Below are 17,646 nucleotides of genomic sequence, written 5' to 3'. Positions count from 1 at the left end.
TTCAGATCCAAGCAACGGAGATTTCTGTGTTCACTCAGTTCCAGGGCGTCATTCCGCCGGTCATCACCCCCCGCCACGCAGACGGCCGCGTTGACACCGCGTCCCTGAAGAACGTCACCAAGCACCTGCTCGACGGCGGCGTGTCCGGCCTTTTCGTGTTGGGCTCCTCCGGCGAGGTCCCCTACATGACCAACGAAGAGCGCGAACTCGTCGTCTCCACGATCGCCGACGCGAACGCCGGTGCGGTGCCCCTGATTGTCGGTGCCAACGAGCAAACCACCAACCGCGTCATCGAAGAAGCACGCAAGGTGGTTGACCTCGGCGCCGACGCAATCGTGGTCACCTCCATGTACTACGCCATCGGCAACGCCCAGGAGACCGAAACCCACTTCCGCAGCATCCACGCTGCCGTAGACAAGCCGATCTTCGCCTACGACGTCCCCGTCCGCACCCACTTCAAACTGCCCACCGACCTCCTGGTCCGTCTCGGCCGCGACGGCGTCATCGCCGGCGTCAAGGACTCCTCCGGCGACGACGTCTCCTTCCGCCAACTCGTCCTCGCGGCCAAGGACATCTCCAACTTCGACATCTTCACAGGTCACGAAATAGTCGTGGACGGCGCCCTCCTCGCCGGCGCCCAAGGCGTAGTCCCCGGCCTCGGCAACGTCGACCCCGCCGGTTACCGCCGCCTCTTCGACGCTGCCCAAGCCGGGGACTGGACCGCAGCCGCCGCCGAACAAGACCGCCTGGCCGACGTCTTCAACATGGTCTACACCCCCAACGGCCGGGTCTCCGGCGGCGCAGCAGGACTGGGCGCCTTCAAGACAGCCCTCCAAATCATGGGCATCATCGAATCCAACACGATGAGCGCACCCATGCTTTCCCTGAACGCCGAAGAAACCGCCGCAATCCGGACGATCCTCGAGCGCAACGGCCTGGTCTAGGGAGGCGGCGCTGGCTCGCTTACGCGGGCTCCCGAAGGTCACCCTTTTGTGGGTTGCCGGACGTCGCCTCAGCCTGTTGCCGTGGTCGGGTCGTGCCGCAGGACCAGTTTTGCCGTCCCTTAGCGTTCAGCCCCTCCCCAAGCCTCGCAAGCTCGGCTCGGGCCCCTGGAGCTTCTCTTCCTCCCGACGCACCGCTACAGTCGCTGAGCGACGTCCATGCGGCTCTGGTCGGCGATGCGGGACTACACAAAACCGTCCCTCCGCCACTAGGGCGATCGCGGAACCTTTCGGGGCGGTCCACTTTGGGTCCGCACTGTGCCGCCGGGGGCGGAGCGACGGACGGTCCGCGGACGACGGTCGCAGCGTCAGCTGGGCCGACCGCCTGAGGCGCCGGGCCGGGGTCTTGCGTAAGCGCGCATCGCCGACCAGAGTCGTCTGAAGGTCGCCCAGCGACCGGAAGGCGACGTCGGGAGGTGTCTAAGCGCCGGCAAGGCCGCGGTTTGGCGCCGCCGCAACCACACCTAACCTGAGCACGGACAAAACGCACGGTCCGCGCTGACGCAGCCGCAGCACAGACGTGACCCAACAACGATGAACCCAGCAATCGAACGATCCGGAGGACAAAACATGGTGCACGTGATCGGGGTTGATCTTGGTGGGACGAAGACTGCCGCGGGGGTTGTGGGGGCCGATGGGGAGGTGTTGTTTTCGGAGCAAATTCCTACGCGCAATCGGGACGGTGGCGAGTCCATTTTGGAGGCGACGGCGGAGTTCGTGGGGCGGCTCATGTGGCGGGCTGCGGGTGAGGGGATCTATGTCGGGCGTGTTGGCGTGGGTTCGGCGGGTGTCATCGATGCCGGGAGCGGGACCGTGGTCTCGGCCACCGGCGCGATCCTGGGGTGGGCCGGGACGGAACTAACTGTGGGCTTGGCGGATCGGCTGGGGCTCCCCCGGAATGCTGTCAGGGCCGTCAACGATGTGCACGCGCATGCCCTGGGTGAGGCGTGGCGTGGGGCAGCTGCGGGGTCTTCGAGTTCGCTCATGGCGGCTTTCGGAACAGGTGTGGGCGGCAGTTTTGTACTGGACGGTTCTCCCGTTTTGGGGCACCGCTATGTGGGCGGGCACGTGGGGCATTTTGCTTCGCCGTACGCCTATCACGAGGGCAAAGCACTCCCCTGCGTGTGCGGCAGTGCGGGGCATGTTGAGGCGATCGCCTCCGGTCCGGCGATTCTTGAATCCTTCATCCGTTTCGGAGGCTCCCCCGATGTCCCGGATACCCGCGACGTGTTTGCCTTAGCGCAGGCCGCCTCCGTAGGCGGCCCGGCAGACCATGCTGCAGACGGCGCCGCCGATCGTGCCGCCGCCATCAAGGCAATCGGCGTCGGTGCAGGTGCCGCCGGGCAGGCGATTGGCGGACTCGTCAACATCCTCGACCCGGAGACGGTAGTGGTTTCCGGTGGCCTGGCGGACGCCGGAGATCTCTGGTGGAAACCCATGGAACGCGCCATGCGCAAGGAACTCATGGTCCCGCTCGCTGACATTCCCGTGCTTCGCGCGGCACTCGGCAATACCGCGGCTATTGTGGGCGCGGCCAAACTCGTCCTGAACTGACACACCTAATCACCCAAGCACCCGAAAACCCGAAAACCCGAAACCAACCGTTCAACCACCTTTCGCAAGGAGACGTTCCATGATCCTGACCCCCGATGGCCTCGAAGCCCTCCGTTCGCAGTTGATCGTCTCCTGCCAGGCTTACCCGGGCGAGCCCATGCGTGATCCCCGGACGACGGGCCAAGTGGCGGCGTCGGCGGTTATCGGTGGCGCTGCGGCAGTGCGGGTCCAGGGCCTCGCGGACGTCCAGTTCACCCGCACGGCTGTCGAGGTTCCGGTCATCGGGCTCTGGAAGGACGGGCACGACGGCGTTTTCATCACCCCGACGCTCCGCCACGCCCTCGCCGTCGCGAATGCCGGAGCCCACATCGTGGCCATAGACGGCACACGGCGCGCGCGGCCCGACAGCTTGAGCCTCAAGCAAACGGTTGATGGAATCCACGCCGAATCACATGCCCTTGTGATGGCCGATTGCGGTTCTTACGCCGATGCGGTGGCCGCCGTGGAGGCCGGTGCGGACCTTATTGGCACCACGCTGGCCGGTTACACCCGGGAGCGTCCGAAGACTGACGGCCCGGACCTTGAGCTCCTTACGGAGATCGCCAGCGCCGGACTGGGCAAGCCACTCGTCGCCGAAGGACGCATCCATACCCCAACGCAAGCCCGCCAGGCCCTCGACGCCGGCGCGTTCGCCGTCGTCGTCGGTACCGCCATCACGCATCCGGCAAGCATCACCAGCTGGTTCAAGGGCTCCATGCACGCCTGACTGTTGCTGGAAGCCTTGACCCCCTGATCCCAGCCTGCGTCCGGGCGTAGGCTTCTCCCATGGCTGAGGAGAATATCCGGGAGTTCGATGTCATTGTGATCGGCGCCGGAGCGGTGGGCGAAAACGTGGCAGACAGAGTGGTCCGGGGCGGCCTTACCGCGGCCATTGTGGAGGCTGAACTCGTCGGCGGGGAGTGCTCATATTGGGCTTGCATACCGTCCAAGGCGCTCCTTCGGCCTGGAACCGCCCTGCACACAGCCCAGTCAGTGCCCGGGGCGGCCGACTCCGTCACGAAGGTCCTGGACGCCGAGCCTGTCCTGAAATACCGCGATTACTTCACCAACAAGTGGCAGGACGACGGCGCCGTGCAGTGGCTCGTGGACACAGGCATCGAACTCATCCGGGGCCGCGCGCGCATCACCGGACCGCGCGAAGTCCTCGTGGATGGCAAGGACGGCAACAGCTACTCACTCAAGGCTCACCATGCCGTGGTCGTAGCCACCGGATCCACGCCCGTTATCCCGAATATTGATGGCCTGCGCAACGTCCCGTATTGGACAACCCGAGGCGCCACCTCTGCCCGGCATATCCCCGCGCGCTTCGTGGTGCTGGGCGGCGGGGTTGCCGGAGTCGAACTTGCCCAGGCGTTCGCCCGCTTGGGCTCGTCGGTCACGATAGTTGCGCGCGGCCGCTTGCTCAGCGCGTTCCCCGAGGAAGCCGCCGAGTTGGTTGCGGCAGGGCTACGGGCCGACGGCGTCGATCTCCGCCTTGGGACGGACACAGCTCGCGTCGAACAAAACAAGGACCATTCGTTAGGCGTCACGCTCGGCGACGGCTCGATCCTCAGCTGTGATCAGCTGCTGGTGACCACGGGCCGGCGGCCGAACCTGGACAATTTGGGACTTGAGAACGTAGGGCTCGACGCCGAAGAGGGCAAGGCTTTGCGCCTCACCACGGACTCGAGCGGCTTGGTCGAGGGCCCGGCAAGCGACGGCACCAGCGGGCTGTGGCTCTACGCCGCCGGCGATGCAGTGGGATCGGCATTCCTCACACACCAGGGCAAGTACGAGGCGCGGGCTACCGGTGACGCCATCGTGGCCCGGGCCAAGGGAACCCTGCACGGTACCCCGAAACCCTGGAGTGCCCAGGCAAAGACGGCCGACGAATTTGCAATCCCCAGCGTGGTGTTCACGGATCCGGAAGTGGCAACCGTGGGACCAAGCCTCAAGCAGGCGCTGCAGAAGGGCATCAACGCCACAGCCGTGGAGGTCCCCATCAATGTGTCCGGCGCCCAACTGCACTCGGAAAAGTACAAGGGCTGGGCGCAACTGGTGGTGGACGAGGACCGGAAAGTGGTGGTTGGTGCGACGTTTGCCGGGCCGGGGGTGGCCGAGCTTTTGCACGGCGCGACCATCGCGATTGTAGGCGAAATCCCCCTGGACAGGCTGTGGCATGCTGTGCCGTCGTTCCCCACTATCAGTGAGGTGTGGCTGAGGCTGCTGGAGAAGTACGGGTTGTGACCCTGAGGCACAACCGATGAGCCGTTGTGGTGCCCGGGACGCGGGAGGACAATGGCCGCATGGCTGAACTGACGGACGTTGACGGACACCCAACGTGGGTGGAAGACCGGGGTGGTCCCGGCGAGCCGCTCCTGCTGTTGCACGGGGGCCTGAGCAACAGTGACGATCTGCTGAGAAGCATTGGACCAGGCCTGTCGGATCGGTTCCGTGTGGTCGCCTTCGATCGTCGCGGACACGGCTATACGGCGGACACGGACGCCGAGTTCCACTACGCGGACATGGCCACCGAGACGATTAGAGTGCTTGAGGACGTCATTGGCGGCCCGGCTCATCTGGTGGGGTGGAGTGACGGTGGGATCGTTGCCCTCCTCGTTGCGCTCCGGCGGCCTGAACTCGTGCAAAAGCTTGTAGTCATTGGTACCAACTATCACTACAACGGTACGGTTCCTTTCGAGATGGACCCGCAATCGCCCATTGCGCAGGAACTCGGAAAGGCCTATATCGAGCGGTCTCCAGACGGGCCGGAACACTTGGATGTTGTCTTTGGCAAGAGTGTCGCGATGTTCACTACGGAGCCGACGCTTACCACCACCGACATCGCGCAAATCACCCAACCGGCGCTCGTCGTGGTGGGGGATGACGACGTGGTCACGTTGCCCCATACCGTCTCGCTGTACGAAGCCCTGCCCGAAGGCCAATTGGCGGTCGTTCCGGGAGCGTCCCACGGGCTTCCACTGGAACAGCCGGATCTCCTCGCCGGCTTGATTGTCAATTTCCTGACCGCGGACGGGCCGCCGCGCACGTTCATACCCGTACGCCGCGCCGGGAAGACGGGCGCCTAGCTTTCCCGGGGACCATGAGGACCTATTTGAACTGACCGGTCAGTTCGATTACAATTGAGAGCAGACTACTGGTTCTGCGAAAGGTCCAATTGTGCTGTCCGTACAGCAACTCCAGATCGACGGCCGCCGGGACGATCTCCTGCCTCCCACGTCCCTCGAAGCCCGGCGCGGGGAGCTCCTCCTCGTCAGCGGCGACGGCCAGGACCAGCGGACGGCTTTGGCGCTTGCCTTGAGCGGCCGGATGAAGCCCAGCAAGGGCGTCCTGAGCTGGGAAAACTCCGCGAAGACCAAGAGAGTCCGGGCAGCGAGCGCCCTGATTGACTCCCCCGGCGTCAATGAGCCAGAACAGCACCTGAGCGTCCGCGACCTCGTCACCGAAGACCTCTCCCTCATCCCCCGCCGCTACCGTGGCGCCCTCCTCAGCAAGCCATGGCTCAAGGTCAACCGCTTCGAGGACATCGCCGGGCTGTGGATTGAGCAACTCCCCGCGGACCGCCGCCTCGAGTTGCTGACCGCCCTGGCCCTCGCGGACCCTGCCCTCGATCTCCTGGTGCTCGATTCCCCCGACCGGCACAGCGCGAACCCTGCGGACTGGCTCCCTCGGCTTGAGCAGTTGGCGTACGACGCCGGGCGGCCGCTCGCCGTCGTCGCGGTCGTTTCTGCCCTCCCGGACAACTGGGACGGCCCGGCCGCCGTGATCGGCAATTCGGTCAGCCACACCGCCGCGGCACCCGCCGAACTTCTCGACAATGCGCAAGAAGATCCCGAAGAAGTACCCGAAACCCTGCAAAGGACCGCAAAGTGACTGTTCTGCGGCTGGCCCGCTCCGAACTCAAGCGCATGACCGACGGGCTCCTGCCTAAGCTGACCATCCTCGCCCTGACCATGGTGCCACTGCTTTACGGAGCCGTGTACCTTTACGCGAACTGGGATCCGTACGGCAACCTCAACCAGATCGACGCCGCATTGGTGGTCGAGGACACGGGAGCCAAACCGGCCAGCGGCCCCGAACTGCAGGCAGGCCAGAAGGTTGCCGACAGCCTCGTGGAGGGCCACGTCTTCAACTGGCAGCGGGTGACCACTACGGCCGAAGCCGACGCCGGCGTTGAATCAGGCAAATACGCCTTCGCCCTGAAGATCCCGAAGGACTTTTCCGCCAACCTGGTCTCGCCGGGCAGCTTCGACGCCGCCAACCAGGCGATGCTCAACGTCACCACCAACGACGCGAACAACTACCTTCTGAGCACCATCGTGGACAAACTCACCACCGCGGTGCACTCCACCGTGGCCAAGGAAGTAGGTGAGGAAACCGCCAACCAACTCCTCACGGGCTTCGGCACCATCCACGCCTCCATCGTCAAGGCGTCCGACGGCGCATCCCAGCTTGCGGACGGCGTCGGCAAGCTCAGTGACGGCGCGGCCACCCTCCACGACGGCACCAGCAAGCTCAGCAGCGGCGCGTCCGAGCTCCTGGCGGGCCAAAACAAACTGCGCGACGGCGCCAATCAGCTGAACGATGGCGCGGGGCAGCTCAGCGCGGGACTCACCGAACTGAAGAACAAGACCGCGTCCCTCCCGGCAGACTCCCAAAAGCTCGCCGACGGCGCCGCCCAAGTAGCCGCCGGAAACGCGCAGCTGAACGCGAAAGTCCAGGACGTCGTCGGGCAGCTTTCAGCGTTCGACGCCGGAGCCCGGGACCGCGTGATAGGCAGCACCCAGAAACTCGTGGCGAGTGGTGTCATCACGCAGGACCAGGCGAACAAGATCCTGGCGGACTTCGATACCGCCGCCGCGTCCACCGCTGTGACAGATGCCAAGGCCAAGATTTCCGCGGATGCCGCCCAGATCCAGCAGCTCTCGGACGGTTCGGCCGCGGTCAGTGCGGGCGCCGCCAAGCTTGCGGGCGCCACGCCTGCCCTGACAGACGCGATCGGCCAGGCCTCGGCCGGCGCGAACCAGCTCAGCTCAGGCGCGTCCGCCCTGGCGGCGGGCGAGCAGTCTGCGGTCAACGGCACCGCGGCACTCGCGGACGGCGCGGCGAAGCTCGACGACGGCGCGGCGCAGCTCGCCAGCGGTGCCGCTACGGCCGCGGACGGATCCCGCACCTTGGCGGGCGAGTTGGCGAAGGGCGCCGGCAAGGTCCCGAACCCGAACGACGCCCAAAAGAGCGAGGTGTCCAAGGTGATCGCGGATCCCGTTGCGGTCAACAACGTTTCGCAGGCCAAGGCAGGATCCTACGGCGCCGGCCTCGCCCCGTTCTTCTTGACACTCTCCCTCTGGATCGGTGTGTTCATGCTGGTCCAGGCGATGCGTCCCATCACGCAGCGGGCCTTGGCGTCGAACGCTCCGTCGTGGAAGATCGCCGTCGGAGGTTGGCTCCCGTTCTTCGTCGTGTCCGTGCTGCAGGCAAGCATCCTCACCCTCGTGGTGGACCTGGGACTTGGCCTCAACGCGGCGCACCCGGTGTGGATGTGGTTGTTCATGCTGGCAGCGGTCATGGCATTCACGGCCCTCATCCAGGGCATCGTGGCTTTGCTGGGGACTCCTGGAAAGTTCGTGGTGTTGATCTTGCTGGTCCTGCAGTTGGTGTCATCCGGCGGAACGTTCCCGTGGCAGACCACTCCCATGCCCTTGCACGTGGTCCACGAGATCATGCCGATGGGCTACGTCGTGACGGGCATGCGGCACTTGATCTATGGCGGGGACTTGTCCATGATCTGGCCGATTGTCCTGGGCCTGCTTGGCTACACTGTGCTGGGAGCCGCGCTTTCCACCCTGGCCGTCCGTAAGCACAAGTTCTGGACCCTCAAGACCCTGAAGCCGGAGATCGCGGTATGAGCATGCAAACGCCAGGGACCGCCGGGGCTGCGGTCCCGACGCCAGCCGCCCCGGGGGCCCCGGCACCTGTCGGGGCCGCCCCGGAAAAGAAGCTCCGCCCGGCCCGCACCAACGCCACCAAGCAACGCCTCTTCGATGCCTCGATGGAACTGATCGGCGAGCGCGGCGCGGCAGGCGTCACGGTGGACGAGATCGCGGCCGCGGCCGGGGTGTCCAAGGGAACGGTCTACTACAATTTCGGCAGCAAGGCGGATCTGATCGCCCAGTTGCTGCGCCACGGCGTCGACATTATGCTCGGCCGGCTCCAGACCATCGAGGGCCTGCACGCCGATCCGCTCGAGGCCATGGAAGCCATGCTCGGCCAAGCCATGGACTTCATGGACGACTACCCCTCCTTCGCGCGTCTTTGGGTCAGCGAGAACTGGCGGACGCCTAGCGAGTGGGGCAAGCTCTTCGTCGAACTCCGCAGCGAACTGTTGGCCGTGATTGGCGCGGCGATCGAGAAGGTCGCCACTACATACATTGTGGATACTGGCATTGCCCGGGGCAGCTTGGAAGCGGCAATGTTCGGTGCGATCTTCGTGGTGGGCCTGGACCGGCAGACGTACAACCCGGAACGCACCCGGGAGCAGAGCATCGCGGCCATCATGACTATCATGCGCGGCTACGTGCTGCGGTAACGGTATGGCAACTGCCGCGCCTTGCGAGCGCGGAACGCGGGCCGGTCAGGGATGATTAGTCCATGCGTCACATGGGGAACAGTGGAAAGCTTGCGATCATCTCTGCTGTGGTGTCCGCTGGCTTGCTGGTGTTGCTTGCCATCACCCTTGATGAAACGGTGATGTACGCCTTCCTGGGGGTCTTGGCGATCGGCTATCTGGCGTCCGTGGCCGAGGTTTTCGCGCGACGCCGCTACCTGATGCTCCTGCTCGGGAGCGTCTCTTCGATCCTGTTCATCGCGTTCGGAATCGCGTTCCTGCGCATGTGGGGCCTTGCCTTCAACCAGGACGAAAATGCCTTGGGCAACGCGGTGAGCACCAAGGACTCGGACATCTACTTCTACCTCGCCGCCGCTGCCGGCTGCGGTTCGCTGCTGGTCTTGTTCGTGGGGGCGGTGTGGCCATCCCGCAGTTCCCGCAAGGGACGCCCGACGGCGGCGTCCCGCCCCGTTGCTCGGCAGTCACCCCGCACGGTCACACGCCCGGTCCCGGCGGCCCGGCCAGCTCAACGGCCGGCGGCCCGTCCGGCGTCGGGTACCGTGAAACGCCCTGCTCCCCGGACGCCGGCAACTCCTGCCAAGCGCCCGACGTCGGGATCTCCCGCTCAGCGCAAGCCTGCACCCAAGCGCTGACGATCGTCCAGCAACGGAACCTTGGGCTTGGCGCGCTGCTGTAGCACCGCCGTCGCCACACCGCCCAGCAGGAGCAGGCCGCCGGCCAGTTCCGCCGTCGTCGGGATCTCTTCGATGAGCAACCAGGCCGCGGTCATTCCGACCACCGGAACCAACAGCGTGAACGGGACTACGGCCGAGCTCGGGTAGAGGCTGAGCAAGCGGTTCCAGATGCCATAGCCCACGAGCGAGGCGAACACCGCTGTGTACAGGGCGCTCAGGATGGTGGCCGGTTGAAGGTTGGCGAGGGTCCCGACGACGGCGGCAGGCCCGTCCACGATCAGCGACAAGCCCGCGAGCGGCAGCGGGACCACGGCCCCGGACCACACCACCAGGCCCAACCCCGAAGCGGCTTTGGCCTTGCGTGCGATGATGTTTCCCGCGGTCCAGGACAACGCTGCTGCGAGCACGATCATGAGCGGCACCACCGGAGCCACCAGGCTGCGGCCCACTGCGACGAGGGCAAGCCCCGCGACCCCCAGCACCACACCCGTCAGTTGGCGTTTGTTGGGCCGTTCCCCCAAGAACCGGGCCGCCAACAGCACCGTCAGGAGCACTTGCGCCTGCAGCACCAAGGAAGCGAGCCCGGCTGGCATGCCGAGGGCCATGCCCAGGTAGAGCAAGCCAAATTGTCCGGCGCTCATGAACAGCCCGACGCCGATGATCGCCTTCCAGCTCACGTCCGGTTTGCGGACGAAGAAGATGCAGGGGAACACCACCAGCACGAAGCGGATGGCCACGAACAGCAGCGGCGGCACGTCCGCCGCGCCACCGCTCCCGTTGCTGCCATTCCCGCTTGCGGGATGGAGGCCAAAATCGATCGCGACGAAATTCAGGCCCCAAAGGACGGCGACAAGGACGGCGAGTGCTGAGTGTCGGATATTCACGATTCAACTCTGACAGCCAAGTGGATGAAGCACCAGCGTTGAATTCTGCATCAAATCATGTACGTTTGCTTCATGATTGAGATTGCGGCGTTGCGGGCCCTCGTAGCAGTGGAACAACAAGGCTCGGTGGTGGCGGCCTCGGAGGCCATGGGCTTCAGCCCGTCGGCGGTGTCCCAGCAGATCAAGAAGCTCGAGAAGCAAAGTGGTGTGACCGTCCTGGAGCGCCACGGCCGCGGCGTGCTGCTCACCGACCGGGGCATGGCATTGGCCGAGTACGGACGCCGGATCCTGGGCGAATTGGAGGAACTGCAGGCCACCCTGCTTGCCGATCCCGCGAAGCCGAGCGGAGTGCTTCGGCTCGTGGCCTTTTCCACGGCATGCCGCGGGTTGGTGGGGCCGATGCTGCGGAAGCTCAGTGACGCCTCGCCGGAAGCGTCCGACTCTGGTGGCTCCGGACTTGAAATCCGAGTAGTCGCCGAGGACCCGCGCGAGGCCGTGCAGAGGGTCGCAACAGGGGAAGCCGATCTCGGCGTCGTGCACAACTGGCACTCGGTGCCCCTGGTCATTCCGGAGAACATGGTCCACGAGGACCTCTGCCTGGACACCGCCGACGTCCTGCTGAACTCAGCGCACCCGCTGGCTGGCCGGACCGCCGTCGAGCCTTCCGATCTGGTGGACGAACGCTGGATCAGCACGCCTGCCGGCGCTATTTGCAATGAGGCGTTGCTGGCGATCCTCGCAGGCCTTGGGCGGGTCCCGGACATCCGCGTCTACGACCCCGACTTTTCAACGCATATCGCGATGGTCCAACAAGGTGTTGCGGTGGCTTTGGTTCCCCGGCTCGGCCGGCCCGAGCTCCCGGCTGGAGTCGTGGCCGTACCTGTGGCCAACCCGATGCAGCAGCGCCAAGTGGGAATCGTGTACCGCAAGACCATGACGGCAAGCCCCAGCATCCGCCACGTGGTCCGTTTGCTGCAGGATGTGGCCGCGGATCTCGACGTGGGCTAGCAGGGACTACTTCTTTGGGCGAGGCACCGCGAAGTGGGTCAGGCGGGCATCCTGCCCATCGAGTTCGGCCCACGGCTTTTCGAGTTCCATCACAGTCATGGCACTCGTGGGGTAACGCGTTGCGGCATCCATGTAGGCGTCGTGGTCCGAGTCGCGGGAAGCCAAGTGCATGGCGAGGTCCTGCACGCCGGGCATGTGCGAGAAGATCATCAGCGTGGTGACGGTCTCTGGGACGTGGTTGATGACGGTCAGCATGCGCTGCGCGGAGGCGGCGTACAGGCCGTCCTCGAGTTTCGGCGTCGGCGCCTTGTCCCCGAGCTCGCTGCATACCCAAGTGCAGGTCTGCCGGGTCCGCAGCGAGGAGGAACACAGGATAAAGTCCGGAATCACATGGTGCTTGAGGAGCCATTTCCCGGCAAGGGGCGCTTCCCGGTGGCCACGCTCCGCAAGGGGCCGATCATGATCCGGCACCCCCACAGGCCAGTCCGACTTCGCATGCCGCATGATCACCAGCCGCTTAATGTGATGCTCGCTCATCCCCCCACCCTATCGCCGCGGAGGCACATGCTCACTGAACCTGGGAAGCCAAAAGGCGGCACATCCCGAAAGCGCCATTGTTGCGTTGGGCCCACGCCGACGAGGGTCCCGGCCTGAGCTTGCGAAGGCTGGGAGCAGGTGGGGAGGCACGAGCGCAGGCGCCGAGGGATTGTGCCTCCTTCTGGCGGTTAGGAACCTGGTTAGATCGAGTATTCCGGAGCGGCCCAGACGATGACCTCGGGGTGCTCGTAGAAGCGGTAGCCCTGGCCGCGCACGGTGCGGACGGTGTTTGCGAGGCGTCCGAGCTTGGAGCGGAGGCGCCGGATGTGCACGTCGATGGTCCGCTCGTTGGGAACTTCTTCGGCGTTGCGCCACAGGCCCTCGAGGAGTTCATCGCGGCCCACGGTGCGGGTGCCGTTTTCGACGAGGTAGTTGAGGAGTTCGAATTCCTTGAACGTGAGGTTCAGGGATTCGCCGTCGAGGTGCACTTCGCGGCGGGCGAGGTCGATCAGGACGCCGGACGGGCGGGCTTCCTGCGCCGGCTGCGGCCGGAGCGCCTCGGAACGCTGGCGGTTGCCAACGGTCGGGTCACCGAAAGTCGAGCGGACGACGTCGAGCGCGGAACCTGGCGCACTGGCCGGGGCCACCGCGACGGCGGCGTAGCTGTCGGCGCCGGAAACGAGGGACTGTGCGTAGGCCCGGATTTCCTGGGCAAGCTTGGCGATGGATGTTCCGGCAGCCGCCGCAGTGTCTTCGTCGATGCCCATGTAAAGCACGAAGCCGCGCGCCACATTGTCGTTGGCAACGGGGCGGATGGAGCGGTCGGCTGGAGCCAGGACAGGCGTGGGTGCTGTCATCGGCGAGGCCTCGTTGGCGGGAACGGCGCGGAGCTGGCCATAGGAGTTGGGGTTGTAGCCCTGGGGCACGTAACCGGGGGCCTGGCTACCGCCCTGGGGGGCGGGCTGGGCGTAGGCCGGCCGGTTGCCGAAGCCGGGACGAAGGCCGGCGTTGGACGCGGCCTTGTTGGCGTTACGGACGGAGATGTGGACGTATCCGGATGCAACTGACATGGATTGCTTACCTCAAAGTGAATAGCCGTCATCGCGGCTTCGAATGCTGGTCTGGTCCCCGCAATGAGATGGGGAGGGGCGCCCGACGCTGGGCAGGGGGCGAATGCCTGAAACTTTTTTGGGGTCGAGAGTTAGGCATGCATTCGACAACAGCTCATCGAAAAACCAGCGGGTACGCTGGGCTCGATCGCTGCGGCTGCAGATGCTGTTGAGTTCTTGTTCACATTTGAAGTGTGCAACGTAACAAAGGGAACTTGCAAGTAACAAAGGGCCGAACTGTCCACATTTTGAGACGAATCGCACTATTGTGCCGCATGTCACAATTCAAGCATGTCCAAATGTGACCCATTCTCGTTCGTCACAATGGCCGCTTGGTACGCAATATTCGAAGATAATTTGATTGAAGTGCCAATTTTTGAATCTTAAGTCACGTCACGCGCTTGCCTTTGAATCCCAAGATATGAAACAACCCTTGTCCAATCCCGAATCTGAGTCTCATGAAAATTTTTTGGCAAATCGTCTGCTAGGGACCCGATGCAGGCTGGTGCGCGCGCGCCGTCGTGACCCTCTTTGCCTTCGGAAAGCGCTTGCGACACGGCGAGTTGCGTCATTTTGAGGCAAAGCGCGGCAAAGAAGGTCACGACGGACGCTAGGGCATCCATCACTAGTTGCTGGTGCCGGACCCTTGGGTACTTGAGGTGGTGGCAGTGACGAGCTGGATGGTCTGGGCCGTGTACTTGTCGGATTCCTTGAGCGCTGTGACCCTCACGCTGGATCCGGATTTCACATCGGCAAGGGTCAGGGTGGTGCCGCTGGTTCCACTTCCGCGCTGCCGCATGCCTTCAGCCACCACCACGTCCGTTCCAAGGGCATAGCTGCGAGTGAATCCATCCTCGCTCTTGACGGTCATGGAGCTGGCCGAGATGTCAGTGACCGTGCCCTGTTGCCCCACCATGGTGACGTAGCTACCGTTCTGGAGGACCACGTACTCAGAATGGATGGCCGCATTCAAGCCGCCCATTCCCACACCCAGGCCGCCTGGGCCGGCGTTCGTGCCACCTGGGCCACCGAATCCACCCTGACCGTTCTGCCCGGCCTGTCCCCCGGCACCCGGCCCAAGCGCATTGCTGGTATCAGCAGTAGTTGCGTTTCCAGCCGCATATGCACCCGCTCCCGCCGCCGCAGCGACCACCACTGCGACGCCACCAACAATGAGCCCTTTCTTCACGGACCAATTCTTGAAGAACGAGGGTCGTGTCTGCCCGACGACGTATTGGGACGGCGCACCCCACCCAGCGGCAGGCTGCCCAGCGGCGGGCTGCCCGGCGGCAGGTTGTCCGGGCCGCTGRCCCTGCGGCTGCGGCGCACCCCACCCAGCGGCAGGCTCCCCAGCAACCGGCTGCGCAGAATCGTCAAGGGGCCGGATCACCGGCTGCGGCTGCCCATTCTCCGGCACGGATCCAGGTTCGGACCCAGGTTCGGACCCAGGTTCGGACCCAGGTGCGGAGGGGTTGTTTTGCTGATCCATGGTGTTCTCCATCGAAGTCGGGACTGTTGTGTCGAAGTTGTCCTTGTCCCAAACAGCGTCAGCCTCTTTGCTGTGTGCGGGCTGTGTCGAACGGCAGGCCTTCCTGTGACCTCCCGCGGTGTTGTGACAGATTCTGCTGGATCATTCGCTGCCATCGAGCGCCAGGCCCCGTGATCGTGCGGATCGCCCGGCTGGACTGAGGAGTGATCCAGCAGAATCCGACGCCGCCCCCGCCGAAACCCGCGCCCAGTGCCCCATCCGGCCCCGGGAACAAAGCCGCCATTGCGCGTCGGGCGTCCGGTGCCGTTGTACCGTGCAGTTGGTCAGGTGGCTAGGCTGAGACTCACAGGGTGCTCACAGCATCGGCAAAGCACCGGCAAACCGGCAGAATGGAGAGTTGTCCCATGGCATCCTCGCACTCCATGACCAACAACCTTCCCCAGCTCAGCCACCCGGACGGTTCCCCCATCCGCGCCCTTGTGGTGGACGACGAACCCAGCCTCGCCGAGCTCATGAGCATGGGCCTCCGCATGGCGGGTTGGTCCGTAGCCGTGGCGGGCGACGGTCCCGCAGCGGTAAAGCTCGCCAAGGATTTCCGGCCGGATGTCCTGGTGCTGGATGTGATGCTTCCAGGGTTCGACGGCGTTGAGCTGTTGGGCAGGATCCGCGCCTTTGCCCCTGAGGTGCCTGCGCTCTTCCTCACCGCGAAGGACGACGTCCAGGACCGCATCGTCGGGTTGGCCGCCGGCGGGGACGACTACGTCACCAAGCCGTTCAGCATGGAAGAAGTCCTGCTGCGCCTGCACCGCCTGGTCCAGCGTTCCGGCGTGGCCGCGATGGACACGGCCGAACTGGTTGTGGGCGACCTGACCCTGAACGTAGACACCCGCGAAGTCACCCGCGGGGGCGAAGACATCCAGCTCACGGCAACCCAATTCGAACTCCTGCGCTACCTCATGGAGAATCCCAAGCGCGTGGTCAGCAAGGCCCAGATCCTGGACCGCGTGTGGGACTACGATTTTGGCGGGCAAGCCAACATCGTGGAGCTCTACATCTCATACCTGCGCAAGAAAATCGAAGCCAACCACCCGCCCATGATCCACACGGTGCGCGGGGCCGGCTACGTCATCAAGCCCGCCGAATAGCCCGGGGCGCCGAATGTCCGCACTCTCGGGTATCCCTCGCCAAACGGATCACCAGTGGTTCAATCCATCAACCTGGCACCTGCGCACACGCCTGATCCTGGTCTCCATGGCCCTCCTCGTGGCCATCTGTGGAGCCGTGGGCGTCGTCAGCTACGCCTCCATGGACCTGTTTCTCACGAAGCAGCTCGACGAGCAATTGATGCAGGCCTCCCATGGCCGCCCGCCCATAGGTGATCCAAATGGACGCTCGGATCCTTTGGATGCCCGGGGTCAGAGCATCGGCACGCTGAATGCCCGCATTCTTGGCGGGCAAGTGAGCAGCGCTGGATTCTTGTCCCCGGACGCCACACGTACGAACTTGTCACCCAACGATGCCGCGGTGCTGTTGGCGCTGCCCCACGATGGACGTCCGGTTGATCGGAGCCTTTCCAAGGGCGGCTACCGATTGGTGGCCACCGCAACCCCCTACGGCGATGTGATCATCACTGGCCTGCCACTCGCCTCAAAAGAGGATACCGAGGCCTCGCTCGTGTGGACCATGGTGCTGGTGTCCTTGGGCGGACTGGTGCTGATTGGACTCGCGGGAACTGTGTTGATCCGCCGCACCATGCGCCCACTAGAGCAACTCTCCGACGTTGCCACGAAGGTGTCGAAGCTTCCGCTCGACGCCGGTGAGGTGGCGCTCGCGGTGCGCGTTCCGGCGTCGGCGGCCCACCCGGGTACAGAGGTGGGAAGCGTCGGCCATGCTTTGAACCTGATGCTGGACAATGTTTCCAGCGCCCTCGAGGCACGCCAGCTGAGCGAAACCAAGGTGCGCCAGTTCGTGGCCGATGCCTCGCACGAGCTCCGGACTCCGCTGACGGCGATCCGCGGCTACACCGAGCTGTTGCGCATGACGGAGAAGTTCACCGAGGACGGCCGCAAGTCCCTGGGCCGGGTCCAGAGCCAGTCCGAGCGAATGACCACCCTCGTGGAGGACCTCCTGTTGTTGGCGCGGTTGGACGAAGGCAAGGCACCGGAGTTCACCGACGTGGACCTCACACAGTTGGTGATAGAGACCGTCAGTGACGAGAAAGTCATGGCCCCCGAGCACATCTGGCAGCTCAAGCTCCCGGATGAGCCCCTCACGGTCCGCGGAGACACCACGCAACTCCACCAAGTCCTGGCCAATCTGCTCTCCAATGCCCGTAAACACACAGAGGCGGGCACCACGGTGGTCACGGGAGTCATGCGCTCGGCCGATGGCAGCGCCGTGGTCACAGTGACCGACAACGGTCCCGGCATTCCGCCTGAATTCCAAGGCAGGATCTTCTCCCGCTTTGCCCGCGCCGACGCCGCGCGTTCCGGTTCCGAGGGCACGTCCGGGCTCGGCTTGTCGATCGTTGAGTCCATTGTCCAGGCCCATGGCGGCACTGTTGAGGTAGTCTCGCGTCCGGGCCGGACGGAGTTTGCCGTGCGCCTTCCGGCGCTCAGGACCGCCACGGCCTGAAGACCATCCGGAAGATCACGACGCCGGAGCGCGGCGAGCGCAAGTCGGCGCACCGGCGTCGTGATCTCCGT

16 protein-coding genes are annotated in these 17,646 nt (G+C 64.8%); 12 read left to right on the top strand and 4 right to left on the bottom strand.

The features are described from left to right. Positions 1 to 26 precede the first annotated feature (26 nt). The 9 genes from AC1DLO_RS14925 to AC1DLO_RS14885 all read left to right on the top strand — a co-directional run bounded on the left by AC1DLO_RS14925 (position 27) and on the right by AC1DLO_RS14885 (position 9,872). Entirely contained in the window at positions 27 to 944 is a 918-nt protein-coding gene (locus AC1DLO_RS14925) for a dihydrodipicolinate synthase family protein (RefSeq protein WP_476890456.1), read from the top strand. Between the two features lie 627 nt (positions 945 to 1,571). Beyond that, a complete protein-coding gene (locus AC1DLO_RS14920) occupies positions 1,572 to 2,555 on the top strand; it encodes an ROK family protein (RefSeq protein ID WP_476890455.1) in 984 nt (327 codons plus the stop codon). A gap of 79 nt (positions 2,556 to 2,634) precedes the next feature. Continuing rightward, positions 2,635 to 3,321, top strand: coding sequence for an N-acetylmannosamine-6-phosphate 2-epimerase (locus tag AC1DLO_RS14915; protein ID WP_476890454.1), 687 nt, complete (start codon positions 2,635 to 2,637; stop codon positions 3,319 to 3,321). 59 nt (positions 3,322 to 3,380) lie between these two features. Next, positions 3,381 to 4,841 carry a dihydrolipoyl dehydrogenase family protein gene (locus AC1DLO_RS14910; RefSeq protein WP_476890453.1) on the top strand — a complete coding sequence of 487 codons (1,461 nt, stop codon included), beginning with the start codon at positions 3,381 to 3,383 and terminating at the stop codon, positions 4,839 to 4,841. Positions 4,842 to 4,900: 59 nt separating this feature from the next. Next, entirely contained in the window at positions 4,901 to 5,683 is a 783-nt protein-coding gene (locus AC1DLO_RS14905; RefSeq protein ID WP_184740892.1) for an alpha/beta fold hydrolase, read from the top strand. 91 nt (positions 5,684 to 5,774) lie between these two features. Beyond that, positions 5,775 to 6,488, top strand: coding sequence for an ABC transporter ATP-binding protein (locus AC1DLO_RS14900; protein WP_476890452.1), 714 nt, complete (start codon positions 5,775 to 5,777; stop codon positions 6,486 to 6,488). Further along, positions 6,485 to 8,521 (top strand): YhgE/Pip family protein, encoded by a 2,037-nt coding sequence (locus AC1DLO_RS14895; protein WP_476890451.1) that lies wholly within the window; start codon positions 6,485 to 6,487, stop codon positions 8,519 to 8,521. The genes AC1DLO_RS14900 and AC1DLO_RS14895 overlap by 4 nt, the downstream gene beginning before the upstream one ends. Continuing rightward, positions 8,518 to 9,201, top strand: coding sequence for a TetR/AcrR family transcriptional regulator (locus AC1DLO_RS14890; protein WP_476890450.1), 684 nt, complete (start codon positions 8,518 to 8,520; stop codon positions 9,199 to 9,201). Before AC1DLO_RS14895 ends, AC1DLO_RS14890 begins: the two co-directional genes overlap by 4 nt. Before the next feature lie 62 nt (positions 9,202 to 9,263). After that, positions 9,264 to 9,872, top strand: coding sequence for a hypothetical protein (locus AC1DLO_RS14885; RefSeq protein ID WP_476890449.1), 609 nt, complete (start codon positions 9,264 to 9,266; stop codon positions 9,870 to 9,872). On the opposite strand, the gene AC1DLO_RS14880 is transcribed toward AC1DLO_RS14885, so the two are convergent. After that, entirely contained in the window at positions 9,845 to 10,798 is a 954-nt protein-coding gene (locus tag AC1DLO_RS14880; RefSeq protein ID WP_476890448.1) for an EamA family transporter, read from the bottom strand. The two genes, AC1DLO_RS14885 and AC1DLO_RS14880, sit on opposite strands and share 28 nt — an antisense overlap. A 72-nt stretch (positions 10,799 to 10,870) precedes the next feature. Between AC1DLO_RS14880 and AC1DLO_RS14875 the strand changes: the two genes are divergently transcribed. Then, entirely contained in the window at positions 10,871 to 11,806 is a 936-nt protein-coding gene (locus tag AC1DLO_RS14875; protein ID WP_476890447.1) for a LysR family transcriptional regulator, read from the top strand. A 6-nt stretch (positions 11,807 to 11,812) separates the two neighbouring features. Here the strand turns inward: AC1DLO_RS14875 and AC1DLO_RS14870 are convergent, their stop codons facing one another. The 3 genes from AC1DLO_RS14870 to AC1DLO_RS14860 all read right to left on the bottom strand — a co-directional run bounded on the left by AC1DLO_RS14870 (position 11,813) and on the right by AC1DLO_RS14860 (position 14,641). Next, positions 11,813 to 12,343, bottom strand: a complete 531-nt coding sequence (locus AC1DLO_RS14870) for a SixA phosphatase family protein (RefSeq protein ID WP_184740896.1) — start codon at positions 12,341 to 12,343, stop codon at positions 11,813 to 11,815. Positions 12,344 to 12,543: 200 nt separating this feature from the next. Beyond that, positions 12,544 to 13,413, bottom strand: coding sequence for a winged helix-turn-helix domain-containing protein (locus AC1DLO_RS14865; protein ID WP_476890446.1), 870 nt, complete (start codon positions 13,411 to 13,413; stop codon positions 12,544 to 12,546). 664 nt (positions 13,414 to 14,077) lie between these two features. Then, positions 14,078 to 14,641 (bottom strand): hypothetical protein, encoded by a 564-nt coding sequence (locus tag AC1DLO_RS14860; RefSeq protein ID WP_476914513.1) that lies wholly within the window; start codon positions 14,639 to 14,641, stop codon positions 14,078 to 14,080. A gap of 704 nt (positions 14,642 to 15,345) precedes the next feature. On the opposite strand from AC1DLO_RS14860, the gene AC1DLO_RS14855 reads away from it, so the two are divergent. Beyond that, positions 15,346 to 16,086 (top strand): response regulator transcription factor, encoded by a 741-nt coding sequence (locus AC1DLO_RS14855; protein ID WP_184740899.1) that lies wholly within the window; start codon positions 15,346 to 15,348, stop codon positions 16,084 to 16,086. Positions 16,087 to 16,099: 13 nt separating this feature from the next. Continuing rightward, positions 16,100 to 17,575: a sensor histidine kinase gene (locus AC1DLO_RS14850; protein ID WP_476890444.1), complete on the top strand. Its 1,476-nt coding sequence runs from the start codon at positions 16,100 to 16,102 to the stop codon at positions 17,573 to 17,575. Positions 17,576 to 17,646: the final 71 nt, after the last annotated feature.

The sequence above is a fragment of the Arthrobacter sp. 01T419 genome, from assembly GCF_056398865.1.
The sequence above is the reverse complement of the archived record's forward strand: the minus strand, read 5'-3'. Positions and strand labels throughout refer to the sequence as shown.